This window comes from Paenirhizobium selenitireducens ATCC BAA-1503 (genome assembly GCF_900492185.1).
In the GTDB taxonomy this organism is placed as follows: domain Bacteria; phylum Pseudomonadota; class Alphaproteobacteria; order Rhizobiales; family Rhizobiaceae; genus Allorhizobium; species Allorhizobium selenitireducens_A.
Genome location: NZ_UEYP01000004.1, coordinates 76667 through 100366 on the forward strand (window position 1 = coordinate 76667; position 23700 = coordinate 100366).

Consider the following 23700-nt stretch of genomic DNA (forward strand, 5'->3'; position numbering starts at 1 on the left):
CCATGAGCCAACCCGAAAAAACCGCCGCGCCCGCGGCCGACGAAGGCCGCATCGCCAAGCCCGAAGGCCCGCTTAGGACCGGCTGGACGACGGGCGCCTGCGCGACGGCAGCCACCAAGGCGGCGCTGACGGCATTGATCACCGGCGAATTCCCGGATCCCGTCACGATCCGCCTGCCGCGCGGTGAGGAGCCGGCCTTTTCGCTTTCGCTCGAGGCCCTTGGCGACGGCCATGCGATGGCCGGCATCGTCAAGGATGCCGGCGATGATCCGGATGTGACCCATGGGGCAACCGTAATCGCCTCGGTCCGTCCGCTGCCGCCCGGAAGCGGTATCCGCTTTGCCGCCGGCGACGGCGTCGGTACCGTGACCCGACCGGGCCTGCCGATCGGCGTCGGCGAACCGGCGATCAATCCCGTGCCGCGCGCGATGATGACGGCAGAGGTCGAGGCGCTCTGCGTGCAGCACGGCCTGCCCGCAGACATCGAGATCACCGTCTCCATTCCAGGCGGGGACAAGATCGCGGAAAGGACCTGGAACCCGCGCCTCGGCATCGTCGGCGGGCTCTCCGTGCTCGGCACCACCGGCGTCGTGCATCCCTTCTCCTGCGCGGCCTGGATCCACTCGATCCATCGCGGCATCGACGTCGCCCGCGCCGAGGGCATGAAACACGTGCTGGGCGCCACCGGCTCCACTTCGGAAAAGGCGGCGCAGGTCTTCCACGACCTGCCGGACGGCGCGCTGCTCGACATGGGCGATTTCGCCGGGGGCCTGCTCAAGTACCTGCGGGCACATCCGGTCCCGCGGCTGACCATCGCCGGCGGGTTCGCCAAGATGGCGAAGCTGGCGCAAGGTGCGCTCGACCTGCATTCCTCCCGCAGCCAGGTCGACAATGCGGCACTGGTATCGCTGATCGACGGGTCTGTGCTCAACGAACGCGTTCGGGAGCGAATGCTGCACGCGAACACTGCTTTAGAAATACTTGAATTAGCAAATGAAAATGATATCGACATCTCGTCCGCCATTGCCCGTGCCGCCCGCGCGACAGCGGTCGCCACATTGCGCGGTGCGCCGGTCGAGGTCGACGTGATCGTTACGGACCGCCAGGGGAAGATCATTGCCCGTGCCGCCTGACGCCAAGCCGAAAGTGCTGATCCTCGGCGGCACAGCGGAAGCGACGGCACTTGCGGCAAAACTCGTCGCGCGCGGCGACGTCGCCGTGGTCACCTCGCTTGCCGGGCGCACCGCCCATCCGGTCCTGCCGCCCGGCGAGGTGCGCATCGGCGGGTTCGGCGGCGCGGCGGGCCTGGCTGCCTATATCCGGGAAAACGGCGTGACGCGACTCATCGACGCCACCCACCCGTTTGCCCGGCGAATCTCGGAGAACGCCATCCAGGCGGCGGCCGAGACGGGCATCGTGCTTGAACATGTGGTCCGCCCCGGCTGGGAGCGCCAGCGCGGCGACCGGTGGCAGGAGGTGTCTTCGCTCGAGGAGGCGGCACGGGCGCTGCCGGCCGGTGCGACCGTGTTCCTGGCGCTCGGCCGGCAATATCTCGATGCCTTTGCCGCCCGCAGCGATTGCCGCTTCATCATCCGCATGATCGACGCGCCGGCCGAACCGCTGCCGTTCACCGACCATGTGCTGATCCTCGGAAAGCCGTCGGCCCACCCGGAGCGTGAGGCCGCATTGTTCGCGTCCCACGGCGTGACCCATCTCGTCTGCCGCAATTCCGGCGGCGCATCGGGCTACGGCAAGATAGCCGCGGCGCGGGAGATGGGCCTGCCGGTTATCATCGTCGGCCGCTGATCAGTCTTCCTTGACCGAAACGATCGTGTCGTGGATCAGCGTCAGCACGCCGTTCGGATCGATGCCGGTGCAGATCTTCTGGCTCGGCAGGTGATCCCAGACGCTGGGGCCAAAGCCCATATAGTCCGGTTTCTGGATCGTCTGTCCGTCGGCGATGCCGCCGCAGACCACGCGGACCGAACCGGAACGCGTCTTGAACAGATGCGGTGCCACGACATAGGCGCAGGCACAGCTGTCATGCACGACCATGCCGTCCGGCACGCGGCTCTCGTAGAACTTGATGTAGAACTGCGACAGGTCGAACAACAGGCGGGCGCGGCTGGTGCCGGCCGCATCGCGGATGTCGGCGAGCTGCCGGCGGGTCATCACCGTCTGCGTCGTGACGTCGAGACCGACGATCACCACAGGCCAGTCGGCGGTGAAGACCAGGTCGGCGGCTTCCGGATCGCCGTGGATATTGGCCTCGGCCGCCGGCGTGACATTGCCGTTGACGTCGAAGGCGCCGCCCATGACGACGACTTCCTTCACCAGTTCGACGATGCCCGGATCTTCCTTCAGCGCATTGGCAAGGTTGGTCATGCGGCCGACGGCGACCAGCGTCACCTCGCCCGGATTGGCGCGAATCGTCTCGACGATGAAGCGATGGGCCGGGCGCGGGTCCAGCGGCAGGTCGATGACATCCGGCACGCCGATATTGCCCAACCCGTCGTCGCCGTGAATGAATTTCGGCGGCTCGTGACTCACGCGATGCGGAATGAAGGTCTCGCCGGCGCCCTTGGCGACCGGAGAATCGATCTTCCACTCGCGCTTGAGGAAGAGAGCATTGCGCGTCGTCGTCTCGATCGACGCATTGCCGAAGACGGTGGTGATGCCGACCAGATCGATCTCGCGATGATGGTGGAGGAAGAGCAGCGCCATGGCGTCGTCGACGCCGGGATCCGTATCGAAAATGACCTTGTGCTTCATGTTTTTTTCTGGCTGTCCGGTTGCAGTTTTGCGTTCACGATCATTGCAGCTTAGCCGCGCATCGGCAAAGGGCAATGCCAACGTCGAGAAGGAGATCCAGCCCTATTGCGCCTTCTTGTTCTTCTTGCCCACATTACGCAGCACATGGGAGAACTCGGAATTGTAGAGGTCGCTGTCGCGGAATTCGACATGGCCGAAGACCTTGCCGACCATGATGAGGGCCGTCCGGGTGATCTTCGCCTTGCGCACTTCCTCGGCCATGTCCTTCAGCGTGGTGCGGATCAGGAGTTCGTCCGGCCAGGTCGAGCGATAGGCGATGATCACCGGGCAATCCTCGCCGTAATAGGGCGTCAGCGTGTCGCGGATGTGGGTGAGGTTTCGGATCGACAGGTGGATGGCGAGCGTCGCCCGGGACTTTCCGAGGATCTCCAGCGTCTCGAATTCCGGCATCGACGACGCCTTCATCTCGGTGCGCGTGACGATCACCGTCTGGGCGATCTCAGGAAGCGTCAGCTCGGTCTTCAGCCGTGCGGCGGTGGCGGCGAAGGCCGGCACGCCCGGCACGACGTCGTAAGGGATCTCAAGCGCGTCGAGCCTTCGCATCTGCTCGGCGATGGCGCCATAGATCGACGGGTCGCCGGAATGCACCCGGGCGACATCCTCGCCGCGGGCATGGGCGGCTTCCATCTCGGCGACGATCGCGTCCAGATGCATCGGCGCGGTGTCCTTGACGATCGCGCCTTCCGGCGCCGCCTGCACGATCTCTTGGGGCACAAGCGAACCAGCATAGAGGCAGACCGGGCAACGCTCGATGAGTCTGAGGCCCCGCACGGTGATGAGGTCCGGGGCGCCGGGGCCGGCGCCGATGAAATAGACGGTCATGCTCGTTTCCTTGTCAAATCTACCTGTCTCCGCCTTTTGGGCATCAGCCCCTCATCCGGCTGCCGCCACCTTCTCCCCGCAGGCGGGGCGAAGGACGATGTGGCACCGCCGCAGCCCCAAGTCCCTTCCCCCCGTCGAGACGGGGAGAAGGTCCCGGCAGGGGGATGAGGGGCAATCACGCCCCGAGACGTCTACGTCAGCCCTTCGTTTCGATCTTCATCCCGCTTTCCGCCTTCCCGGAATAGCCGCGCGGCGTGTAGACCCAGGTCTTGCCGTCGCCGGTCGTGACCGTGCGGCTCTCCGACGAGCCGACGACCACCACCGTCAGCATGTCGACGTCGTCGACGTTGAGTGAACCGAGCGGCACCGTGCGCACATGCTCGCCCGGACGGCCGAGATTGGTGGCGAGGATGACCGGCGTCGAGGCCGGGCGGTATTCGAGCAGCTTGTCGCGGGCGTAAGCGAGCTGGGTGCGGCGCTTCATCGACACCGGATTGTAGAAGGCGATGACGAAATCGCCCTCGCCCGCCGCCTTCACCCGGCGCTGGATATGCTCCCAGGGGGTCAGCAGGTCGGAGAGCGAAATGGTGCAGAAGTCGTGGCCGAGCGGTGCGCCGATGCGGGCGGCGGCGGCCTGGAGCGCCGAGATGCCCGGCGAGACCTGGACCTCGATGCGGGACGCCGCATCCGAAATGCCGCCCTTGTCGAACAGTTCGAACACCAGAGTCGCCATGGCATAGATGCCGGCATCGCCCGAGCAGACGAGCGCCACGGTCTTTCCCTCGCCCGCCAGTTCCATGGCATGGACGACGCGGGCCTCTTCCTTGCCGAGGTCGAAGTCGTGGCGCGTCTTGCCCTTTGCGAGCGGGCCGAGCAGGTCGAGATAGAGCGAATAGCCGACCAGATCGGTAGAGGCGGACACCATGGCCGAGACCTCCGGCGAGCGCCATTGGTCGGCGCCGGGACCGACGCCGACGACGTAGAGGGTGCCGCGTGCCCGGCCGATGGTGTCTGGATCGACGATCGCGGCGCTATGGGCGATCGCGGCGGTCACGCCCTTCGACTTGATCTTGGGCAAGACGAGATCACCGGACGGGCCGACACCGGCAAGCGCCGCACCTTCGGCGACGCCATGGCAGCCGACCTCGGCAAAGACGACCTCGGACGGGTTCTGCAGCCTGGGCGCCTCCTCTTCCAGCCGCGCGGCGGAGAAGAAGCGGGCCGGCACGCCGAAATGGGCGGCGACGTCGTGGATCGCGGTTTCATCGGCCTTCACGTCGATCGAGGCGACGGCGGCGAGGCTCTGCCAGGCGAGATCGCTATCCGCCAAAGCCTGTTCGGCCAGCGCGATCGCCTCCTCGCTCGACGCATGGCGTTCGCAGCCCATGCCGAGCACCAGCGTCTTCGGATGGTAGACGAGTTCGAGCGGACCGGCGTGCTTGGGACGGTCGGTGACCGTCAGCGTCACCGTGCCGTCCTCCGCGAAGGGGATGCGGGAGGAGATGAGCCAGGCGGCGAGCGGCGGCCTTCCCTTCTCCCCAGCGGGGAGAAGGTGGTCCGAAGGACCGGATGAGGGGGCCAAACGGCCGACCTTGTCGGGTGCCGCCCCCTCACCCGGCGCTATCGCGCCACCCTCTCCCCGCTGGGGAGAGGAGATCTCCAGCTGCGCCTTGGCCCCGGCCACCAGCTCCGCCATCACCGCCTTGGCATCCGCCGGATTGGCGAGCACGTAGCCCTGCCGCGGCTGGTCGAGGGCAACGCCGAATTTCACGTCGCCGGCGGTGGTCACCGCGGCATGGGCATCGAGGGCGGCGGCGATCGAACGGGCGAGATCATTAGCGCCATGGTGGCCGCCGAGCAGCGGGACGACCGAGGCGCCATCCTCCGAGACGGCGACGACGGCGGGCTCGCTATGCTTGTCGGCGAGCAGCGGCGCCAGGATACGGATCAGGGCGCCGGCAGCCATCACCGCGACGATCGGCCGACCGGCGGAAAAGAGCGCCGCCAGATGCGCCCTTGTCTCGTCGAAGGCGACGTCGACATGCGCGGTGCGGGCGCGGGCGCCGTGGAGTTCTCCGCCGATCGCATCGGCAATCCTGCGGCCGAGCGCATGGCTCGCCTCGGACAGGATGACGACGGCGGGTTCTGGTGCGAGGGTCATGGGGTCATTCCGTTATGGCGGGCATTTTCGGCGGCAAGCGATGCATTCCAGCCCTCCCCGCCCTTGTAGATCAGGATCATCGAGAAATAGGGCGCAACGTCTTCCGCCACGGCGGACAGCGGCAGCACGCGCTGTTCGGGCAGGCTGACGCGCTCGACATAGCCGGCGTGAGCGGTCAGCCCCATGGCCTCGATCAGCGCGCGGATGCGATGAAAATGCCGGCCAACCTTGATGATGGCGACGGCACCGGCCGCATCGATCCGGCTCCTCAGCGTCTCGTCGTCGAGCGGCCCCGGCACGATGGAAAGCACGTCGTTGCGCGCCGCAAGCGGTCGTCCGAGGGCGGCGGCAGCGGCCATCATCGACGACACGCCGGGCACGATCTCGGTCTCGTAGCGGCCGGACAGGCGCTCGAACAAGTACATGAACGAGCCGTAGAAGAAGGGATCGCCCTCGCACAGCACGGCGACATCGAGGCCCGCATCGAGATGACGCGACAGCGTCTCGGCGGCTTCGTCGTAGATCTCCTGTGCCGGAAAGCGTTCGACCCGCATGGGCACGACGATCGGCACTTCCACCTGGTGGAAGCTGAGATGGGCGGCGGCGATCTGCCGGGCGAAGCTCGGACCGGTGTCGGGCGCCGGATAGGCGACGACCGGGGCAGCACTCAGGATGCGGTGCGCCTTCAGCGTGATCAGTTCCGGATCGCCGGGGCCAAGGCCGAGGCCGTAGAGTTTGCCGGTCATGAGGATCGCCCCCCGCTCTTTTGAAAAATACCCCCTCTGCCCTGCCGGGCATCTCCCCCACAAGGGGGGAGACAGGCACGCGGCACCGCTCGCGACCTCAGGGCGATGTAGGTCAACGCCCGAACAGCAATGACCGTGAGAAGACAATGGCCGACGCGCAGCACGCTGGCGGCACGGGTCTCTCCCCCCTTGTGGGGGAGATGGCCGGCAGGCCAGAGGGGGTCCTGAAACGCGAAAAGGACCATCGCTATTGCTCCCCCTTCGTCACCGACCAGATCGTCACCGGCATCAGCGACTTCCAGCCGCAATAGCGGCCGACCGGGGCGGCGCGGGCGACGGAGAGGCGGATCAATTCGCCGCCGAAGGCGCCGCGCAGGTCGGCGAGGCGCGCCTCGCCTTCGATCGTAACCGCATTCGCGACCAGCTGGCCGCCGGGTGCGAGTGCCTCCCAGCAGGCCTCGAACAGGCCTTCGCGATTGATCCCGCCGCCGATGAAGACGACGTCGGGAGGATCGAGCCCGTCCAGCGCCTGCGGGGCTTCGCCCTCGACGATCTCCAGATCCGGCACGCCGAGCGCATCGGCATTGGCGCGGATCATCGCGACACGTTCGGCCTTGCCCTCGATGGCGATGGTCCGCGTGCCCATTCCGGTGCGCATCCATTCGATGCCGATCGAGCCGGAACCGGCGCCGACGTCCCAGAGCAGCGCATGGGGAAAGGGCTGGAGCTGCGACAGGGTGACGGCGCGGATCTCGCGCTTGGTCAGCTGTCCGTCATGCCGGAAGGCTTCGTCCGGCAGGCCCGGCACGGTCGAAAGCAGCGGCGATTCGGAGGCGCAGTCGATCGCCAGCGTGTTGAAATCGGACAGCGGCGGCGTGTTTTCCAGCATTTGCCGCGCCGTCATCACGGTGATCCGCTCGGCGTCGCCGCCCATGTGCTCCAGCACCGACAGCATCGAGGCGCCGAAGCCGCGCTTGACCAGCAGGGCCGCGACGGCGGCTACCGTGGCCGCATCCGAGGTCAGCGCGAGGATACGCGCGCGCGGCAGAAGATGGCGGTTCAAATGCGTGAGCGGACGGCCGTGCAGGGAAATCTGCGCCACAGATTGCAGCGGCCAGCCGAGCCGCGCGGCAGCGAGCGAGAAGGCCGAAGGCGACGGGAGGATGGCCATTTCCTCGATCGGAACATAGCGCCTGAGCGTCGCGCCGATGCCGAAATGCATGGGATCGCCGGTGGCCAGGATGGTGACCGGCGTGCCGCGCATCCGCAACACCTCACCAAGGGTCTCGCGGAAGCCGGCACTCCAGGTGAGGATGCGCTTCAGGCCCGGCAGGTGCGCGCCTTCCAGAACGCTGTCCAGCCGCTCGCCCAGCACGATCGTCTCTGCCTGCCAGAGCAGCGCCTGGGCCTGCGGCGTCAGGCTGGAAAGCCCGTTGTCGCCGATCCCGATGATGGTGAGCCAGGGCGCCATGTCACTCGTCGTCTCAGTCATTGGCGCCGAGCCCCCCTGCCAGTGCGTTGACGGCGGCGGACGCCATGGCCGAGCCTCCTCGCCGGCCGCGAACCGCAATGAAGGGAATGCCGCGACTGTCGGCGATCAGCGCGTCCTTGCTTTCGGCGGCGCCGACGAAACCGACGGATAGGCCGAGGATCAGCGCCGGCTTCGGCGCACCGGCATCGAGCCGCTCCAGCAGGCGGAAGAGCGCGGTCGGTGCATTGCCGATGGCGACGACGGCGCCGGCCAGATGTTCGTCCCACAGATCGACCTGGGCCGCGGAGCGGGTATTGCCGATCGCCTCGGCCTTCGGGCGCACGCGCGGATCGTTGAGCAGGCAGATCACCTCGTTGTCCGCCGGCAGCAGGCGGGCGATGATGCCGTGGCGGACCATTTCCACATCGCAGAGCACCGGCGCGCCTTTGGCCAGCGCCGTGACGCCAGCCTCGAAGGCGTCGGCGGAAAAGGCGATGTCGTCGGTCAGATCGGTCATGCCGCAGGCATGGATCAGGCGGATGGCGAGCTTCTCCATGCCGCCGGAAAACCGCGACAGATCCGCCTCCGTGCGGATCGTCTCGAAGGACTGGCGATAGATCTCGGCGGGATCGCGGACGTAGTCGGGGATCGTCATGAACCGCCCCTCATCCGGCTGCCGCCACCTTCTCCCCGCTCGCGGGGAGAAGGGATGCGTGGCACCGCCCAGGCCCCGTCCTCCTTCTCCCCGTCAGGACGGGGAGAAGGTCCCGGCAGGGGGATGAGGGGCAGACGCCCGCCAGCGATTGTGCCACCTGCCCCATCACTTCTTCTTCTGCATCGACTTCGGACCGAGCGGATGGTCGGCATGGGGGTACGGGGCGTGATGGTGGTCGTGGTGGCCGTGATCGTGGGAATGGCCGCCGGCATGGTCGTGGTCATGGCCGTGACTGTGACCATGGTCGTGGCCGTGCTCGTCACCGTGGCTATGTCCGTGCGCATGGGCGTGACCGTCGTGATCATGGCCATGGCCGTGATGGTGGTCGTCGTGGCCATGCTCGTGCCCATGGTGGTGGCCACAGCCGCAGTTCGGGCCATGTTCGTGCGCCGCCGCCTTGCCTCTCGACGGCGCGCTCATCACGGCCTCGAGTTCGGCGTCTGGAGCCGCGTTCATCAGGTGGCCATACTTGCCGCCGAGCGTGGTCGAGGGGGCGTAGTCGAAGGCCGGCTCGAGGTCGCTCGGCTCGGCATGGGAATGAACGGGCGTCCAGGGCAAGCCGTGCTCCTTGCAGAAGTCGGGGTCGCGGCAGGAGGCGTCGCAATCGCCCTTGCACGGACAGTTTTCCAGGCCGCCGCCAATGCCTTCGACATGGTGGTGGTGGCTTTCCTGCGGCTGGCCGATATCGGCCTCGAAGCCCAACACCTGCTCGCGGTACTTGCACATCTGGCAGTTCATCACCGCCGCGCCCTCGAGGATTTCCTTGACCCGGTCCTGGAAGGCGTCGAGCACCAGCGGATGATCGTTGAGATAGCTCGCCTTGACGAACTGGATCTCGGGGTGACGCGCCGCCACTTCGTCGGTGTAGGAATAGATGCGCTTCACCAGCACGCCGGTGAAGAGAAAATACGGGAAGACGATGATGCGCTTGTAGCCGAGCTTGGCCGCATGGGTGAGCCCCGGCTCGACCAGCGGGAAGGTGACGCCGGAATAACAGGTCTCGCCCCAGCCGAAGCCCATGCCTTCCCAGAGCATGCGCATGACCTTGGTGGCGTTGGAATTGGCGTCCGGATCGGAGGAGCCGCGGCCGACGACCATCAGCAGGGTGTCGTGCTTGTCGACGAAGCCGAGTTCGGCATTGGCGGCATCGACCGCCTGCTGGATGCGGTCGCCCGCGGCGCGGATCATCTTCAGGTCGATGCCGAGTTCGCGGCCATAGTTGATGACCATGCCCGGGTTCTGCGCCTGGTAGGTGTTGAGCACCGAGGGAATGTCGTTCTTGGCGTGGCCGGCGGCAAAGAGCATTCCCGGCACGGCGAGCACGCGGGTGACCCCTTCGGCGCGCAGCTTGTCGAGACCGGCCGAGATTACCGGATTGCAGAATTCGAGATAGCCGTATTCCACCGGCATGTCCGGGTTTCTCGCCCGCAGCGCCTCGGCGATGATGGCGAATTCGCGCGCCGCATTCTGGTTGCGGCTGCCATGGCCGCAGACCATGATCCCGAGTTTTTCCGACATGCACAGGCCTCCTGCTTCGTTTTCCTCATGTACGAAGCGCCGGAGCCGTCACCTGACGGAGGACTCCATGGCCTTTACGGACAGCTCCGGAATTGGCCCCCTGCCTGGGTCAGCCGCACCGGACTATTTCCAGCCTGTCGAACAGGCGCCGTCGCACATGGACAAGAGCTTTAGACAGTCGGCCCGATCAGGTCAAACTTGTTTGCGCCATTCTATGGGCCATCCGCGCTCGGACCGGCGCTGCCGATCGCCGGACCGGAAGGAGGCTATATTTCCGACCTCATGGAACTTATGCGCGTCCACGGCATTTCACGATGTCGTCCTGAGCCCAGGACCACGCATTTGGAGCACCAAAACATGTATCTGAGCCGCCCCACCCAGGCCGTTTTCGTCATCGCGGTTCTGCTGGCCATCGCGGCCCTGTTGATCTTCCTCAACATCCTGCCGTTCGTGGCAATACCTTCATTCTGGATCATGACGACCGCCTTCGTGCTGCTGCTGCTCGGCAATCTCGTCAAAGGCATGTGATCCAGTCCGGCTGGGAGTTCAGACCTTCCTCCGCCGGCCAGGCGAAGGGGGCTGCTCCCAGGTGGCGGTGATTTGAGGCACAAGGGCGCTGCGACCGGGCTTTTTGTGCAGCCCAGTTTGTGCGATAGGGGCTGTCGGGCGAAGTGATCCGCCTGTCGTTTCCATCCGTCCGGACCTTTGCCTTGCCCGAAATCCTGTTCTCCACGCTGCTTTTGCTGTTCATCGCCGCCTTTCTGGCCGGGTTCATCGATTCGATCGCCGGCGGCGGCGGGCTGATCACCATTCCGGCCATGCTGATCGCCGGCATACCGCCGCTCCAGACGCTCGGCACCAACAAGCTGCAATCGATGTTCGGCGCCGCCTCGGCGACGATCGCCTATGCCCGCAAAGGCCATGTCGACCTTAGGGGCCAGTTGCCGATGGCGGCGCTGGCCGGCCTTGGCGGCGCCATCGGCGCGGTGCTCGCGACCGAGGTGCCCGGCGACGTGCTGCGGGCGTTGATGCCCTTCCTCCTGGTGGCGATCGCCCTCTATTTTGCCCTCAAGCCCAACCTGTCGGATGTCGACCGCCACCAGCGCATGACGCCCTTCCTGTTCGGCCTGACCTTCGTGCCGCTGATCGGCTTCTACGACGGCGTGTTCGGCCCTGGCACCGGCTCCTTCTTCATGCTGGCCTTCGTCTCGCTCGCCGGCTTCGGCATGCTGAAGGCGACGGCCCACACCAAGCTGCTGAACCTGTCGTCCAATCTCGGCGCCTTTCTCGTCTTCCTGGCGAGCGGCGTGGTGCTGTGGAAGGTCGGCCTTCTGATGGGGCTCGGCCAGTTCCTCGGCGCCCAGGCGGGCTCGAAGCTCGCCATGAAGAACGGCGCCAAGCTGATCAAGCCGCTGCTGATCGTCACCTGCGTGGCTCTCGCCACCAAGCTGCTGATGGATCCGACCAATCCAGTGCGGGTCTGGGTGGGGTTCTAGAACACCGACACGACAATGGCGCCGACACCGATCAGCGCCACACCGGCCCACGCGGCCAGGCTCAGCTTCTCACCGAGGAAAAGCACAGCGAAGATCGCGACCATGACGATCGACAGCTTGTCGATGGGCGCGACTCGGGCCGCGTCGCCGAGCTTGAGCGCCCGGTAGTAGCAGAGCCAGGACGCACCCGTCGCCAATCCCGACAGGCCGAGGAAGACCCAGGTCTTCGCCGAAATCGTCGAGGGCGCTTGCCACTGGCCGGTGGCGGCGACGATCCCGGCCAACACGACGAGGATGACGATGGTCCGGATCAGTGTCGCCAGGTCGGAATTGACCCCCGCGACGCCGACCTTGCCGAAAATCGCCGTCAGGGCGGCGAAGACGGCCGACAAAAAGGCCCAGAACTGCCAGCCCTGGACCATGTCAGAACTCCACGCCGATCTGCGCCTTGATGCCGGAGCGGAACGGGTGCTTGATGAGTTCCATCTCGGTCACCAGGTCGGCAATCTCGATCAATTCATCCTTGGCATTGCGGCCGGTCAGCACGACATGGGTCATCTCCGGTTTCTCGCTCTCCAGGAATTCGACCACGTCGGCGATGTCGATATAGTCGTAGCGGATGGCAATGTTGATCTCGTCCAGCAGGACCATGGAATTTCCCGGATCGCGGATCAGGTCCTTTGCCTTTTCCCAGGCGGCCCTCGCCATGGCGATGTCGCGCGCCTTGTCCTGGGTTTCCCAGGTGAAACCCTCGCCCATGGTGTGGAATTCGCACAGGTCGGAAAAGTGCTTGAGGATCAGGTCGCGCTCGCCGGTCGACATGGCGCCCTTGATGAACTGCACCACCGCGCATTTCTTGCCATGGGCGATATGGCGGAAGATCATGCCGAAGGCGGCCGAGGACTTGCCCTTGCCCTTGCCGGTATGGACGATGATCAGCCCTTTCTCGCCGGTCTTGGTCGCCATGATCTTTTCACGCGCGGCCTTCTTCTTCGCCATCTTCTCCGCGTGGCGGGCGAGATCCTCGGGCGAGGCGCCGGAAAGGTCGTCGGTCATGGTATCATCCTCCAATTGTCGTTTCAGGCACGACCTTGCGCGAGCCGCGAAAGGTCGAACATCGCCGAATTACTGCGCGGCGTCCACAACCCGCGGTCGATCGCCTCGATCAGCCGTTCAGACATTTCCTTAAGCGCCGCCGGGTTCTTCTCCGCCATGAAATCGCGCACGCGCTCGTCCAGCACGAAGGCCTGGTAGACGGCCTCGAAATGGTGGTCGCGCACGGCGCCGGTGGTGGCGGAAAAGGCGAACATATAGTCGACGGTCGCGGCGATCTCGAAAGCGCCCTTGTAGCCGTGGCGCATCACGCCGTCGATCCACTTCGGGTTGACGACGCGGGCACGCACGACGCGGCCGATCTCTTCCTCGAGCGTGCGGATCACCGGCTTTTCCGGCCGCGAATGGTCATTGTGGTAGACGGTCGGGCGGGCGCCGGCGACATGCTCGATCGCCGCCGTCATGCCGCCCTCGAACTGGTAGTAGTCGTCGCTGTCGAGCAGATCGTGCTCGCGATTGTCCTGGTTCTGCACGACCGCCTGCACGGTCCGCAGCCGTTCCTCGAACAGGCCGCGCTCGGCCTTGCCGTCTTCACCGGCACCGTAGGCATAGCCGCCCCAGACGAGATAGGCTTCGGCGAGGTCGCCGCGGCGCTCCCAGCCCTTCTCGTCGATCAGCGCCTGCAGGCCTGCCCCATAGGCACCGGGCTTGGAGCCGAAGACGCGGTAGCCGGCGCGGCGGGCGGCCGCCTTCTCGTCCAGTCCATCGGCCACCAGCCGCGCCGTCTCGGCCCGCACCCGGGCGGCGATCGGGTTGTCGGCCTCGTCCTCGTCGAGGCCTGCCACGGCCCGCACAGCCTTGTCGTAGAGCGCGATCTGTTCCGGAAAGGCGTCGCGGAAAAAGCCGGAAATGCGCAGCGTCACGTCGACGCGCGGGCGGCCGAGGATCGCCTGCGGGACGATCTCATAGCCGGTCACGCGGCGCGAGGCCGTGTCCCACAGCGGCTTCACGCCGATCAGCGCCAGCGCCTGAGCGATGTCGTCGCCGCCGGTGCGCATGTTGGACGTGCCCCAGGCGGTGAGCCCGAACGAGGTCGGCCACTCGCCGTGGTCCTGCACATAGCGGGCGATCAGAAGCTCGGCGGATTTCTTGCCGAGTTCATAAGCCGCCGGCGTCGGCACGGCGCGGCTGTCGACGGAATAGAAATTGCGACCGGTTGGCAACACATCGGGGCGGCCCCGCGTCGGGGCGCCGGAGGGACCGGGGGGCACGAAGCGGCCGGAAAGTCCAGTCAGCAGGCCCGCGATCTCGGCTGGACCGGAGCGGATGATCGAGGGCTTGAGGCGGGTTTCGATCTCCTCGAGCACGGCGCGCGTGGCGGGCCAGTCCGGGGGGCATTCGATCTCGCCCGCGACCAGCTTGGCGGCCAGCAGTTCGATGCGCTCGACGGTGTCGCCCCTGGTGCGCCAGGGGGCGTCGGTCAGATTGGCGAGGATAGCGGGTTTCGGACCGGTCCAGGGTTCGGACATGACGCAGTCGAGGGGGTCGAATATGCCGACCTTGAACGAAAACTCCCCCTCTGGCCTGCCGGCCATCTCCCCCACAAGGGGGGAGAATACTCTTGGCTCGCTTTGGCGTTCAACGGCAGCCCCAGGCTCAGTTGGAAGCCCCTCCCCCTTGTGGGGAGGGGTTGGGGAGGGGTTGTGTTTCGCAAGGGCATCCCCCGCGATCGCCCGCTGCAGGCTCTGATCGCCACCCTCGCCGAGACCGCGCGGAACACGCGCCAGCGCGACCGTCAGATCGGTCAGCAGCCGGCCTTGCGGGGCAAGGCCAAAAACGTGCAGGCCGTCGCGGATCTGCATTTCCTTGAGGTCGCAGAGATAGGCGTCGAGTTTTTCGAGCGCGGTCTCCTCCGCCTCGTCGCGGGCGATGCCGGCGTCCTGGTCGAGGCCGATGTCGGCGACAAGGTCGAGGATCTGCTTCTTCAGCAGTTTCAGCCGGCGCGGATCGCCGCCCGCGGCCTCGTAATATTCATCGACCAGCGCCTCCAGGTCCTTCAGCGGCCCGTAACTCTCGGCCCGCGTCAGCGGTGGGGTCAGGTGGTCGATGATGACGGCCGAGGTGCGGCGCTTGGCCTGGGTGCCCTCGCCCGGATCGTTGACGATGAAGGGATAGAGATGCGGCAGCGGACCGAAGACGGCTTCCGGGTAGCAGGTTTCCGACAGCGCCAGCGCCTTGCCCGGCAGCCATTCGAGATTGCCGTGCTTGCCCATGTGGATCACCGCATGGGTGTCGAATTGCCGGCGCAGATAGGCATAGAAGGCGAGATAGCCGTGCGGCGGCACGAGATCCGGCGAATGGTAGGTCTCCTTCGGGTCGATATTGTAGCCGCGCGCCGGCTGGATGCCGACCACGACATTGCCCAGCCGCGTCAGCGGCAGGGCAAACCGACCGTCGAGGAAGAAGGGATCCGTCTCCGCCCCCCCCCAGCGCGCGGTCACGTCATCCTGAACCTTTGCCGGAAGACTTTCGAAGAAGCAAATGTAATCACTAGCTGATAGCGTTTCGCGAATCTCGCGCCCGTCGGCCGCCGCATTGGTCGGGCCGGCCATCAGATGCGCCATCAGCGCGTCGCCATCGGCCAGCAGGGCATCGAGCGTGTAGCCCTCGGCGGCCATGGCGTGCAGCACCTCGACGGTGCCGGCCGGCGTATCGAGGCCGACGCCGTTTCCGAGGCGGCCGTCGCGGTTCGGATAGTTGGCCATGATGAGCGCCACCCGCCGCTCCGAAGCCGGCGTCGACCTGAGCCGCGCCCAGTTGGCGGCCAGTCTTGCGACGAAGGCGGCGCGGCCGCCATCGGGTTCGTGGGAGACGATATTGGTCTCGACACGGGCATCGAAACGCGCGGCGGCCTTGAAGGAGACCGCACGCGTCATGACCCGACCGTCAACCTCGGGCAGCGCCACGCTCATGGCGAGATCGCGGGCGGTGAGCCCCTGCGACGAGGCCTCCCAGGCTTCGCGCGTGGACGAGGAAAACAGCGCCTGCAGCACGACTGCACCGCCCTCGTCCAGCACGGTCGAGACCCGCTCGGCGCCCGGTGCGGAGACCGCAAACCCGGTGGCATTGATGACGACGGCCGGCGGCGCCTCGGCGAAGATGGAGCGCAGAGTCTCGACCGAAACGGCATCCTTCAGGCTGGAGACGAAGACCGGCAGCGCGGCCAGTCCCTGCGTCTTCAAGGCGTCGATCAGCGCCTCGACCGGTCTGGTCTCACCGCTTTGCACGAGGGCGCGATAGAAGCATATGGCGGCGACGGGCGCGGGCGTGCGCTCACCCCGCTCTCGCCTGCCGCCCATCTCCCCCTCAAGGGAGTGCTCGGCGCCAGACTGCCCCTCATCCGCCCTTCGGGCACCTTCTCCCCGCAGGCGGGGAGAAGGGGACGACGCCGCCGCCGCAGATCCCTTCTCCCCGTTCGACGGGGAGAAGGTGCCGGCAGGCGGATGAGGGGCAATCCTCGACGCCTGCCTCCATTCGACTACCCCGATTGCACCCCTGCCCGGCCACCAGATGCCGGCTTTCAGGAGGGGCGCGGCGGGTGCCGGCTTTTCGCCGTGTCCGATCAGGGCGCCCGCAAAGTCGACGAAGGCCCGGGCATTGGCGTCGCCGCCCTCGATCAGATAGGCCCAGAGTGCGGACAGATCCTGCGACGGAAGCGTCGAGAATTCGGCCAGCCCTTCGTCCCGCTTGTCGTCGCCGGGCAGCACGGCAATGGCCGCGCCTGTGCGGCGGGCCGCGGCGTGCAGCGCTTCGAGCACGTAGTGGAAATAGCTGGCGCCGCCGAGCGCCCGGACGATGATCAGCCTGGCATGCCGCGCGGTGCGCTCGACATAGGTGTCGACCGACATCGGGTGTTTGAGGCTCATCAGGCTGGCAAGCCGGAAGCTCGGGCCCTCGGCACGGGCGGCCACGGCCGCGGCAATCGCGGCCAGCTCTGTATCGGCCGCCGAGAGAAAGAGGATGTCGCCCGGCGTCTGGCCAAGATCGACGGCCTCGTCTCCGTCGGCGATCGAGCCTTTCTGGGCTAGGAGGAGGTGCATGGTTCAGCTGCCCCTCATCCGCCTACCGGCACCTTCTCCCCGTGAACGGGAAGAAGGACGCATGCCGAGACGCCTCCGTCCCCTCTCCCCGCCAGCGGGGAGAGGGTCAGGGTGAGGAGCAGACCTCTCGGCAGGCCGGAGGGAGGTGAACCGCGCGCTCATGGGTTCAACCAAACCTCACGCCGCCTTCTCGACGGCTTCGACAACCGCGCCGAAATCCCAGTCGTGCAGGCCGATGACGACCAACCTGGTTCCGCGCTTTTCCCCAGGGGCCCAGGGACGGTCGAAATAGGTGTCGATGCGCGAACCGACGGCCTGGATGACGAGGCGCATCGGCTTTCCGGGCACGTCGATGAAACCCTTCAGACGCAGCACGTCATGGGCTTCGATGACACTCTTCAGCCGATCGACGAAGCCGGACGGATCGGCAATCGCGCCGAGCTTCATCACGAAGCTCTCGAATTCGTCGTGGTCGTGATGATGGTCGTGCGCCTCGCCGCTTTCGTGCAGCGCCTCGTGCTCCAGTTCGTGGTGCGACTTGCGATTGTCGATGTCGTCCTCGGTGCCCGCTCCGATGCCGAGCAGCACCAGTGCCGGCACGTCGCCGTTTCTCGCCTCGATCAGCGCCGGCTTGCGATGGATGCGCTCGACGACCTCGGCCCGCACCCGCGCGATGCCCTCGGCGTCGAGCAGGTCGGTCTTGTTGAGAATGATGAGATCGGCGCAGGTCAGCTGGTCCTCGAACAACTCTTCGAGCGGACTGTCGTGGTCGAGGCCTTCGTCAGCCGCGCGGGCGGCGTCCACCTTGTCATGGTCGTCGGCAAAGCGGCCGGCGGCGACGGCGGCGCTATCGACCACGGTGATGACACCGTCGACAGTGACGCGGGTGCGAATGTCCGGCCAGTTGAAGGCGGCGACCAGCGGCTGGGGCAGCGCCAGGCCGGAGGTCTCGATGACGATATGGTCAGGCTTCACGTCGCGTTCCAGCAGGCGCTGCATGGTCGGGATGAAATCGTCGGCGACGGTGCAGCAGATGCAGCCATTGGTCAGTTCGATGATGTCGTCCTCGGTGCAGTTGTCGGCGCCGCAGCCCTTCAGCACGTCACCGTCGACGCCGAGATCGCCAAACTCGTTGATGATCAGCGCGATTTTCTTGCCGCCGGCATTCATCAGCATGTTGCGGATGATGGTGGTCTTGCCGGCGCCGAGGAAGCCGGTGATGACGGTCGCGGGGATCTTTTGTTGCAGCATGGTCAACCCTTCATTTTCAGCGGCAAGCCGGCCGCGATAAAATAGACTTCCGCGGCACTCGCCGCGATTTGTTGATGGAGCCGGCCGGCATGGTCGCGGAATTCGCGCGCCATGCGGTTTTCCGGCACGATGCCGAGCCCGACCTCGTTGGAGACCAGGATCACCCTCGCCTTCATCTGCGGGAGAAATGCCGCCAGTTCGGCCGAGCGAGCCATCACATTCTGGTTTTCCAGCATCAGATTGGTGACCCACAGCGTCAGGCAGTCGACCAGCACGACACGCGACGGATCGTCGATCTGCCGCAGCTGGCCGACCAGATCGACCGGCTCCTCGTGGGTCGTCCAGCCGTCGCCGCGATCGCTCCGGTGCCTGGCTATCCTGTCGCGCATTTCGGCGTCGAAGGCGCGACCGGTCGCGACATAATGGCGGTCAGCCGCGCAATCGATGGCAAGACCTTCGGCAAAGCGCGACTTGCCGGAACGGGCACCGCCGAGAACGAGAATGGAAGAAGATGGGCCAGCCATGGCTCAGCGCCCGCCGGCAAGAATGGGCGGAATACGGGAGACGCGCTCCTGCCGGCGAAAGCGCGCGCCGCGGAACGCAGGCGCTCGTCGATCGTCCGAAGCGCAGCAGCTTTCGCGGGACGGGACCGCAAGATGTGCGCATTCACGGGATCCGGGGATCCCGATCTTCGTTAGTGTCGCCACGACAACCTCCGTGCTGGCAACAAGGGGAGCCTCCCCTTTGCAGGTGTGGGCTTGATGCCCGGCACGGGTGGCAGGTCTCCTGGCTCGCGGGTCGTGGTGCCAAAGATGCACCGGCGGATCTTCCTTGCCTTCCCGGAGGTGGATGCGGCGCGAAAGGGAGGACGATTCGTAGATGATAGAGGCGTCCGGCCCCGGCTGATCGCGCAGCCCTCCAGTGGCTTTTCCGGCTCAGGCCTCAGCTTGGATCGTCCGCGCCACGCGAACCGCCATCCTTCGTGGAGACCTATGCCGGACGGAAGACCCTCGCCGCTCTACAGTCGCGGGGTCGGCTGCGATTGGCGGTCCCGGTCTGGATCCCCGCCGTCGCATTCCCTTTTGCTTCCCGGGCCGAAAATCGCCGGCCCGGAAACCATCCGTATCGTCTGGAATAGGTGGAAGCGCTATCCAAGTCAATCGAGGGCGCGGAACCGCTCAGGGATTGGGCGCGGCGCAGTTCGCGTCCTTGGCCGGGTCGCAAGGGACGATAGGCGCGGCGCCGCCGAGCTTTACCACGCCGCTGGCACCCTCTTCGATATTCGTTTCGATCGCCCCGGCGTGGATTGCCGCGGGTGCCGGAGGCGCCGCCGGGACGGGTTCGGTCAGGATCGCGGCGGACGGTGCAACGACCGCTGGCGCTTCAGGGGCCAAGGCCGTCTTCAGACGGGTCGATTGCGTGCGCGGCGGCCGGACCAACTTGCGCAGCGAAGGCGAGGCAAGCGAGAAGGCGAAGCGTACGCGGCTGGCGATCTCTTCGGCCAGGCTCTCCTCGGCCATCATCGGATCGTTGGTCGGGTTGTTGACCAGAAAGCTTCCCGTCGCGACCGGTTCGCCCGTCTCGACCGAGACGGCGGTGACGGAGAAGCGTGCCGTCTGGAGCTTCCGGCGGGCGTTGAACCCAAAGCCCAAGCTTTCGATCCGCACGAGAACCACCACCCGCTCGGCACCGGCCGGCGGCCGTGTCGCGGCGATAGCGGCGGACACCCGCCGATCGACGCCAGCCATGATCCGGGTCGGGACAGTCGCATCGGCGATCACGGTGACGTCGCGCACATGATAGCTGAGCGGCCGCGTGATGGGCCGGCCGTTGGTGAGGGTGCAGGAGGCCAATGCGCCGAACAACAAAAGCGCGAAGCCAAGCTTGAAGAAGCGCGCAAACATGGAAAACCCCGGACGGATGATTCTATCCGCCAGAGGGTCTCACTTTTATGGTTAGCGGACCGTTAATCCGTGACGCGCAGCGCCTCGAGCATGGCCGCGGCGGCGGCGATTTCGGAAAAACGCTTGGCGCGCCGTGCCTCCGCTTCCGGATCCACGCCCCAGTGCTCGTCCGTCCAGTCCTCGTCCAGGTGGGCGAGCGCCCAGACCTCTTCGAGCGTGAGATGGCGGTCGCGCAGCGCAAGGGTCAGCATGGCCGAACCGGTGATCGTCGTGACCACATGCAGGCAGGACAAGGCGAGCGGCGACCGCTCCGTCTGAAGTGCTGTTGCGAAAGCGGCGACGGCCTCGGCCGGCTGCTCCTGGTGGATGACGCCCTCGACCAGGATGAAACGGGCGGAATGGGTTCCGGCCAGCCAGGCCAGCACAGGATCCCAGCGCTCTTGCTGACGCTCGACCAGTTCCTGCGGGCCGTCGGCGCGGTAGCACAGGAGGTCGCTGCCGCTATAGCGCACGATGTCCTCGAACACCGCCTCGGCCTGGTCGGCCACCGCATCAATCGCGGTGTTGGCAAGTCGTGTCGCGGGCATGTTCTCGGGATTGATGATCTCCACCTGAGCGCGCCATTCGTCGGCCACCAGTTCGGCGGCAGCCCGGGTCGGAAGCGCCAGAGGCTTCTTGCCCGGCGTCTTCACGGCACGTCCGTCGAGCTTGACGGCAAAGGCATCGCCCTCCGGTTCGACCGTCACTTCCGTATAGAAGCGCTTGGCCTGCGGCTTCTTCATCTGGATCTGCGCCCGGCGCACCGGATCGGCATCGCTCTGCTCGGGGACGAAAACGCTCAACTCGTCGCGCATCGGTATAACCTCAGTGAATGTAAGTCAGGATGTCGGCCGGGCGGTCGACCACCGCATCGGCGCCGGCCGCCCACAATTGCTCGACGCTCGCATAGCCCCAGGACACGCCTATCGCGGTCGCGCCTGCAGCCTTCGCCATCTGCATGTCGTAGACCGCATCGCCGATGACGACGGTATCGGCCGGCACGAATCCTGCCTGGTCGCAGCATTCGGTGACCATGGCCGGGTGCGGCTTGGACGGGCAGTCGTCGGCCGTGCGGGAAACGAAGAAATGGGAGGTGAAGCCGTGGGTTTCAAGCACCATATCGAGACCGCGGCGCGACTTGCCGGTGACCGCGCCGATCAGCACGTCCTCGCGCGCCGAAAGGGCGGCGATCAGATCTGCAATGCCAGGGAAGAGCGGCTCCTCAAAACCGAGCTCGCCGCGGACGCCGAGAAAGATCTCCTTGTAGTAGGCCATCATCGCCACGGCTTCCGCGTCGGCATGCGGCTTGCCGTCGATGCGGGCGATCGCGATGTCGAGGGTGAGCCCGATGATCGCCTTGGTGGCGGCGACCGTCGGCTCGGCCTTGCCGAACTGGCGGAAGGTGCGAACCATGACCTCGTGGATCAGGGCGACACTGTCGACCAGGGTGCCATCACAATCGAACAGGACGAGCTTCATTCTGCCTCGCCGTCGCCGTCCGCCTGGTCGAAGCCCAGCAGGTTCCAAGTCTGCACCATATGCGGAGAAAGCGGCGCGGTGACCTTCAGCCGTCCGCCGCTCGGATGCGGAATGTCGATGCGGCGCGCATGCAGATGCAGCCGCTTCTGCACACCGCCGGGGAAATCCCAGTTATGGTCGTCGATGAAATATTTCGGATCGCCGATGATCGGATGGCCGATATGCAAAGCATGGACGCGCAACTGGTGGGTACGGCCGGTATAGGGCTCCATTTCCAGCCAGGCGAGGTTCTGGGCGGCGGTATCGATGACGCGGTAGTAGGAAACGGCGTGATCGGCACCGTCCTCGCCGTGCCGCGCGACGCGCATCCGGTCGCCTTCGTCGGTCTGGTCCTTGACCAGCCAAGTGGAGATCTTGTCCTCGTGCTTGCGTGGCACACCCTTGACCAGCGCCCAGTAGGTCTTGTGGGTATCACGCTCGCGGAAGGCGGCGGTCAGCTTCTGGGCTGCGCCACGCGTGCGGGCGACCACCAGCACGCCGGAGGTGTCGCGGTCGAGCCGGTGCACAAGGCGCGGCTTCTCGCCCTTCTTGCTGGTCCAGGCTTCGAGCATCTTGTCGATATGACGGGTAAGGCCCGAACCGCCCTGCACCGCAAGCCCGGCCGGCTTGTTGAGCACGAAAACCTTCTCGTCCTCGTGCAGCAGCATGCGCGACAGAAGCTCGCCATCCTCGGAATGTTTCAGATCATGCGCGCCGATCGGCCCCGCCTTGATCTTGAGGTCCACGTCCAAAGGCGGGACGCGCACCACCTGCCCCGGCTGCACGCGGGCATCGGTCTTCACCCGGCCGCCATCGACGCGCACCTGGCCGGAGCGCAGCAGCTTCTGCAACTGGCCGAAGCCGAGGCCGGGGAAATGCACCTTGAACCAACGATCCAGACGCATGCCTGCCTCGTCGGCTTCCACGGTGATATGTTCGATGCCTGCCATAGCCAATCTTTCGGTCACTGCTGCGGAAAAGCCCGCAGATCTCGTCTTAAGCAGGGCTTTAGAGCATTTCGACCGAAGATGGAAACAGGAAAACCGGTCAGAGCAGTGAACGCATCAGGCCAATGCCGGCGATCGCGGCGGCAATGGAAGCACCGATGCTGAGGAAGAGGTAGGTGGTGGCCGCGAGCGAAGCGCCCCGCTCGAACAAGGTGACGGCATCAAGCGCGAAGGCGGAGAAGGTGGTGAAGCCGCCGAGAAAACCGGTGATCAGCAGAAGCCGCAATTCGGCGGAGGCGCCGAAACGGGCGACGATCAGTTCGGCCAGCACGCCAATGGCAAACGAACCGGCGACATTGACGGTGAGCGTTCCCCAGGGGAAGGACGGCCCCATCAGCCGGAGCGCACCGACGCCGACCAGATAGCGGCAAACGGAACCAAGCGCCCCGCCAAAGGCAACCAGCAGGATGTGATTCATGCGTCCTCACTTGCCCGGTCCGCCTATTCGACGGACAAGAAAGAGCCGCCGGCCGAAGCCGGCGGGGAAACGATCAGGCTTTCGCAGCGGCCAGAAACTGCTTGGTGAAGCCTTCGAGCGCCGGCCAGTCGGTGAACTCGTGAATCTGCTTGACGTCGGTCGGGGCGCCTTCGCGCTCGGCCAGGCGTTTGGCCATCCAGCGCTTGAAGAAGTCGTATTCCGTGTAGCGAAGGGCACCGGCCGCATGGTGGACCATGCCCGGCGTCCAGCCGGTCTGCGCCATCAGCGCGTCGGGGAAATGCATGGCTTCCTCCCGCTCTTCGGCAAACTCGCTGCGAATGAAGAGCGAAACCGACACAAAAGCGCTCGGCACGGATTTCAGCCAGTCGCGCTCCCGCTCGACAAAGTCGACGAACGGTGCCGGGTAGCGTCCGGCGTGGATGGGCGCGCAAAGAATGACCGCCTCAGGATGGTCGACGCCATATTCGGCACCGGTGACCACGTTGAACAGGACGGCGCGATCGCCGCCTTTTTCGATCTGGGCGGCAATCGTTTCGGCAATCTTCTTCGACTGTCCCTCGATGCTTACATAGCCGACGAGAATGATCATGCTTGCTCCCTCCCCCCATCCGTCGCAGGCTGGCGCCGG

At 66.0% G+C, this 23700-nt stretch carries 22 protein-coding genes and 1 riboswitch; of the genes, 4 read left to right on the top strand and 18 right to left on the bottom strand.

Translation table 11 applies throughout. From position 1 onward, the window contains the following. Nucleotides 1-2: 2 nt before the first annotated feature. Together RHIZ70P_RS08975 and RHIZ70P_RS08980 are read left to right on the top strand one after the other, a co-directional pair. The gene (locus tag RHIZ70P_RS08975) at nucleotides 3-1133 is read left to right on the top strand and encodes a cobalt-precorrin-5B (C(1))-methyltransferase (protein ID WP_115670225.1); all 1131 of its coding nucleotides are present in this window, start codon (nucleotides 3-5) and stop codon (nucleotides 1131-1133) included. Further along, nucleotides 1123-1806 carry a cobalt-precorrin-6A reductase gene (locus RHIZ70P_RS08980; RefSeq protein WP_115670226.1) on the top strand — a complete coding sequence of 228 codons (684 nt, stop codon included), beginning with the start codon at nucleotides 1123-1125 and terminating at the stop codon, nucleotides 1804-1806. The genes RHIZ70P_RS08975 and RHIZ70P_RS08980 overlap by 11 nt, the downstream gene beginning before the upstream one ends. Here RHIZ70P_RS08980 and RHIZ70P_RS08985 read toward each other — a convergent pair whose 3' ends face one another. From RHIZ70P_RS08985 to RHIZ70P_RS09015, 7 genes are all read right to left on the bottom strand, one after another. Next, the gene (locus RHIZ70P_RS08985; protein WP_115670069.1) at nucleotides 1807-2772 is read right to left on the bottom strand and encodes a nucleoside hydrolase; all 966 of its coding nucleotides are present in this window, start codon (nucleotides 2770-2772) and stop codon (nucleotides 1807-1809) included. It abuts the gene before it with no gap. A 102-nt stretch (nucleotides 2773-2874) separates the two neighbouring features. Further along, on the bottom strand, nucleotides 2875-3654 hold the full coding sequence (cobM, locus tag RHIZ70P_RS08990; RefSeq protein ID WP_115670070.1) for a precorrin-4 C(11)-methyltransferase: 780 nt from the start codon (nucleotides 3652-3654) through the stop codon (nucleotides 2875-2877). Nucleotides 3655-3850: 196 nt separating this feature from the next. Next, nucleotides 3851-5815 carry a precorrin-3B C(17)-methyltransferase gene (cobJ, locus tag RHIZ70P_RS08995; RefSeq protein ID WP_115670071.1) on the bottom strand — a complete coding sequence of 655 codons (1965 nt, stop codon included), beginning with the start codon at nucleotides 5813-5815 and terminating at the stop codon, nucleotides 3851-3853. Beyond that, a complete protein-coding gene (gene cobI, locus RHIZ70P_RS09000) occupies nucleotides 5812-6561 on the bottom strand; it encodes a precorrin-2 C(20)-methyltransferase (protein WP_115670072.1) in 750 nt (249 codons plus the stop codon). The genes cobJ and cobI overlap by 4 nt, the downstream gene beginning before the upstream one ends. A 247-nt stretch (nucleotides 6562-6808) precedes the next feature. Continuing rightward, nucleotides 6809-8032 carry a precorrin-6y C5,15-methyltransferase (decarboxylating) subunit CbiE gene (gene cbiE, locus RHIZ70P_RS09005; RefSeq protein WP_181903995.1) on the bottom strand — a complete coding sequence of 408 codons (1224 nt, stop codon included), beginning with the start codon at nucleotides 8030-8032 and terminating at the stop codon, nucleotides 6809-6811. Nucleotides 8033-8045: 13 nt separating this feature from the next. After that, entirely contained in the window at nucleotides 8046-8681 is a 636-nt protein-coding gene (locus RHIZ70P_RS09010) for a precorrin-8X methylmutase (RefSeq protein WP_115670227.1), read from the bottom strand. Between the two features lie 171 nt (nucleotides 8682-8852). Then, nucleotides 8853-10265 (bottom strand): sirohydrochlorin chelatase, encoded by a 1413-nt coding sequence (locus tag RHIZ70P_RS09015; RefSeq protein ID WP_115670074.1) that lies wholly within the window; start codon nucleotides 10263-10265, stop codon nucleotides 8853-8855. Nucleotides 10266-10622: 357 nt separating this feature from the next. On the opposite strand from RHIZ70P_RS09015, the gene RHIZ70P_RS22970 reads away from it, so the two are divergent. Together RHIZ70P_RS22970 and RHIZ70P_RS09020 are read left to right on the top strand one after the other, a co-directional pair. Then, nucleotides 10623-10793, top strand: coding sequence for a hypothetical protein (locus RHIZ70P_RS22970; RefSeq protein ID WP_181903987.1), 171 nt, complete (start codon nucleotides 10623-10625; stop codon nucleotides 10791-10793). 182 nt (nucleotides 10794-10975) lie between these two features. Continuing rightward, nucleotides 10976-11761: a TSUP family transporter gene (locus RHIZ70P_RS09020; RefSeq protein ID WP_115670228.1), complete on the top strand. Its 786-nt coding sequence runs from the start codon at nucleotides 10976-10978 to the stop codon at nucleotides 11759-11761. Here the strand turns inward: RHIZ70P_RS09020 and RHIZ70P_RS09025 are convergent. The 11 genes from RHIZ70P_RS09025 to RHIZ70P_RS09075 form a co-directional block, all read right to left on the bottom strand. Next, nucleotides 11758-12183 (bottom strand): EamA family transporter, encoded by a 426-nt coding sequence (locus RHIZ70P_RS09025; RefSeq protein ID WP_115670075.1) that lies wholly within the window; start codon nucleotides 12181-12183, stop codon nucleotides 11758-11760. The two genes, RHIZ70P_RS09020 and RHIZ70P_RS09025, sit on opposite strands and share 4 nt — an antisense overlap. 1 nt (nucleotide 12184) lies before the next feature. Beyond that, the gene (gene cobO / locus RHIZ70P_RS09030; protein ID WP_115670076.1) at nucleotides 12185-12817 is read right to left on the bottom strand and encodes a cob(I)yrinic acid a,c-diamide adenosyltransferase; all 633 of its coding nucleotides are present in this window, start codon (nucleotides 12815-12817) and stop codon (nucleotides 12185-12187) included. A gap of 23 nt (nucleotides 12818-12840) precedes the next feature. After that, on the bottom strand, nucleotides 12841-16914 hold the full coding sequence (gene cobN / locus RHIZ70P_RS09035) for a cobaltochelatase subunit CobN (protein ID WP_115670077.1): 4074 nt from the start codon (nucleotides 16912-16914) through the stop codon (nucleotides 12841-12843). A gap of 177 nt (nucleotides 16915-17091) precedes the next feature. After that, nucleotides 17092-18165 (bottom strand): cobalamin biosynthesis protein CobW, encoded by a 1074-nt coding sequence (gene cobW, locus RHIZ70P_RS09040; protein WP_115670078.1) that lies wholly within the window; start codon nucleotides 18163-18165, stop codon nucleotides 17092-17094. Between the two features lie 2 nt (nucleotides 18166-18167). Next, nucleotides 18168-18689, bottom strand: a complete 522-nt coding sequence (gene cobU, locus RHIZ70P_RS09045) for a bifunctional adenosylcobinamide kinase/adenosylcobinamide-phosphate guanylyltransferase (protein WP_115670079.1) — start codon at nucleotides 18687-18689, stop codon at nucleotides 18168-18170. 234 nt (nucleotides 18690-18923) lie between these two features. Beyond that, nucleotides 18924-19301: riboswitch (cobalamin riboswitch) on the bottom strand. A gap of 42 nt (nucleotides 19302-19343) precedes the next feature. Further along, nucleotides 19344-20069: a hypothetical protein gene (locus RHIZ70P_RS09050; protein WP_115670080.1), complete on the bottom strand. Its 726-nt coding sequence runs from the start codon at nucleotides 20067-20069 to the stop codon at nucleotides 19344-19346. A 62-nt stretch (nucleotides 20070-20131) separates the two neighbouring features. Then, entirely contained in the window at nucleotides 20132-20923 is a 792-nt protein-coding gene (locus RHIZ70P_RS09055; protein WP_115670081.1) for an ATP12 family chaperone protein, read from the bottom strand. A 10-nt stretch (nucleotides 20924-20933) separates the two neighbouring features. Next, nucleotides 20934-21587 (bottom strand): HAD-IA family hydrolase, encoded by a 654-nt coding sequence (locus tag RHIZ70P_RS09060; protein ID WP_115670082.1) that lies wholly within the window; start codon nucleotides 21585-21587, stop codon nucleotides 20934-20936. Next, nucleotides 21584-22576 (bottom strand): RluA family pseudouridine synthase, encoded by a 993-nt coding sequence (locus RHIZ70P_RS09065; RefSeq protein ID WP_115670083.1) that lies wholly within the window; start codon nucleotides 22574-22576, stop codon nucleotides 21584-21586. The genes RHIZ70P_RS09060 and RHIZ70P_RS09065 overlap by 4 nt, the downstream gene beginning before the upstream one ends. Nucleotides 22577-22673: 97 nt before the next feature. After that, entirely contained in the window at nucleotides 22674-23051 is a 378-nt protein-coding gene (gene crcB / locus RHIZ70P_RS09070; protein WP_115670084.1) for a fluoride efflux transporter CrcB, read from the bottom strand. A 73-nt stretch (nucleotides 23052-23124) separates the two neighbouring features. After that, nucleotides 23125-23661, bottom strand: coding sequence for a flavodoxin domain-containing protein (locus RHIZ70P_RS09075; RefSeq protein ID WP_115670085.1), 537 nt, complete (start codon nucleotides 23659-23661; stop codon nucleotides 23125-23127). Nucleotides 23662-23700: the final 39 nt, after the last annotated feature.

Excerpts from the sequence above, each read along its gene's own strand:
- cobU (WP_115670079.1), bottom strand. The coding sequence starts at position 18,689 with ATGGCTGGCCCATCTTCTTCCATTCTCGTTCTCGGCGGTGCCCGTTCC.
- RHIZ70P_RS09015 (WP_115670074.1), bottom strand. The coding sequence starts at position 10,265 with ATGTCGGAAAAACTCGGGATCATGGTCTGCGGCCATGGCAGCCGCAAC.
- RHIZ70P_RS08975 (WP_115670225.1), top strand. The coding sequence starts at position 3 with ATGAGCCAACCCGAAAAAACCGCCGCGCCCGCGGCCGACGAAGGCCGC.
- RHIZ70P_RS09050 (WP_115670080.1), bottom strand. The coding sequence starts at position 20,069 with ATGTTTGCGCGCTTCTTCAAGCTTGGCTTCGCGCTTTTGTTGTTCGGC.
- RHIZ70P_RS09025 (WP_115670075.1), bottom strand. The coding sequence starts at position 12,183 with ATGGTCCAGGGCTGGCAGTTCTGGGCCTTTTTGTCGGCCGTCTTCGCC.
- cobI (WP_115670072.1), bottom strand. The coding sequence starts at position 6,561 with ATGACCGGCAAACTCTACGGCCTCGGCCTTGGCCCCGGCGATCCGGAA.
- cobJ (WP_115670071.1), bottom strand. The coding sequence starts at position 5,815 with ATGACCCTCGCACCAGAACCCGCCGTCGTCATCCTGTCCGAGGCGAGC.
- RHIZ70P_RS09055 (WP_115670081.1), bottom strand. The coding sequence starts at position 20,923 with ATGCGCGACGAGTTGAGCGTTTTCGTCCCCGAGCAGAGCGATGCCGAT.
- RHIZ70P_RS09060 (WP_115670082.1), bottom strand. The coding sequence starts at position 21,587 with ATGAAGCTCGTCCTGTTCGATTGTGATGGCACCCTGGTCGACAGTGTC.
- RHIZ70P_RS22970 (WP_181903987.1), top strand. The coding sequence starts at position 10,623 with ATGTATCTGAGCCGCCCCACCCAGGCCGTTTTCGTCATCGCGGTTCTG.
- crcB (WP_115670084.1), bottom strand. The coding sequence starts at position 23,051 with ATGAATCACATCCTGCTGGTTGCCTTTGGCGGGGCGCTTGGTTCCGTT.
- cobO (WP_115670076.1), bottom strand. The coding sequence starts at position 12,817 with ATGACCGACGACCTTTCCGGCGCCTCGCCCGAGGATCTCGCCCGCCAC.
- cobM (WP_115670070.1), bottom strand. The coding sequence starts at position 3,654 with ATGACCGTCTATTTCATCGGCGCCGGCCCCGGCGCCCCGGACCTCATC.
- cbiE (WP_181903995.1), bottom strand. The coding sequence starts at position 8,032 with ATGGCGCCCTGGCTCACCATCATCGGGATCGGCGACAACGGGCTTTCC.
- RHIZ70P_RS09065 (WP_115670083.1), bottom strand. The coding sequence starts at position 22,576 with ATGGCAGGCATCGAACATATCACCGTGGAAGCCGACGAGGCAGGCATG.
- cobN (WP_115670077.1), bottom strand. The coding sequence starts at position 16,914 with ATGCACCTCCTCCTAGCCCAGAAAGGCTCGATCGCCGACGGAGACGAG.
- RHIZ70P_RS09075 (WP_115670085.1), bottom strand. The coding sequence starts at position 23,661 with ATGATCATTCTCGTCGGCTATGTAAGCATCGAGGGACAGTCGAAGAAG.
- cobW (WP_115670078.1), bottom strand. The coding sequence starts at position 18,165 with ATGCTGCAACAAAAGATCCCCGCGACCGTCATCACCGGCTTCCTCGGC.
- RHIZ70P_RS08985 (WP_115670069.1), bottom strand. The coding sequence starts at position 2,772 with ATGAAGCACAAGGTCATTTTCGATACGGATCCCGGCGTCGACGACGCC.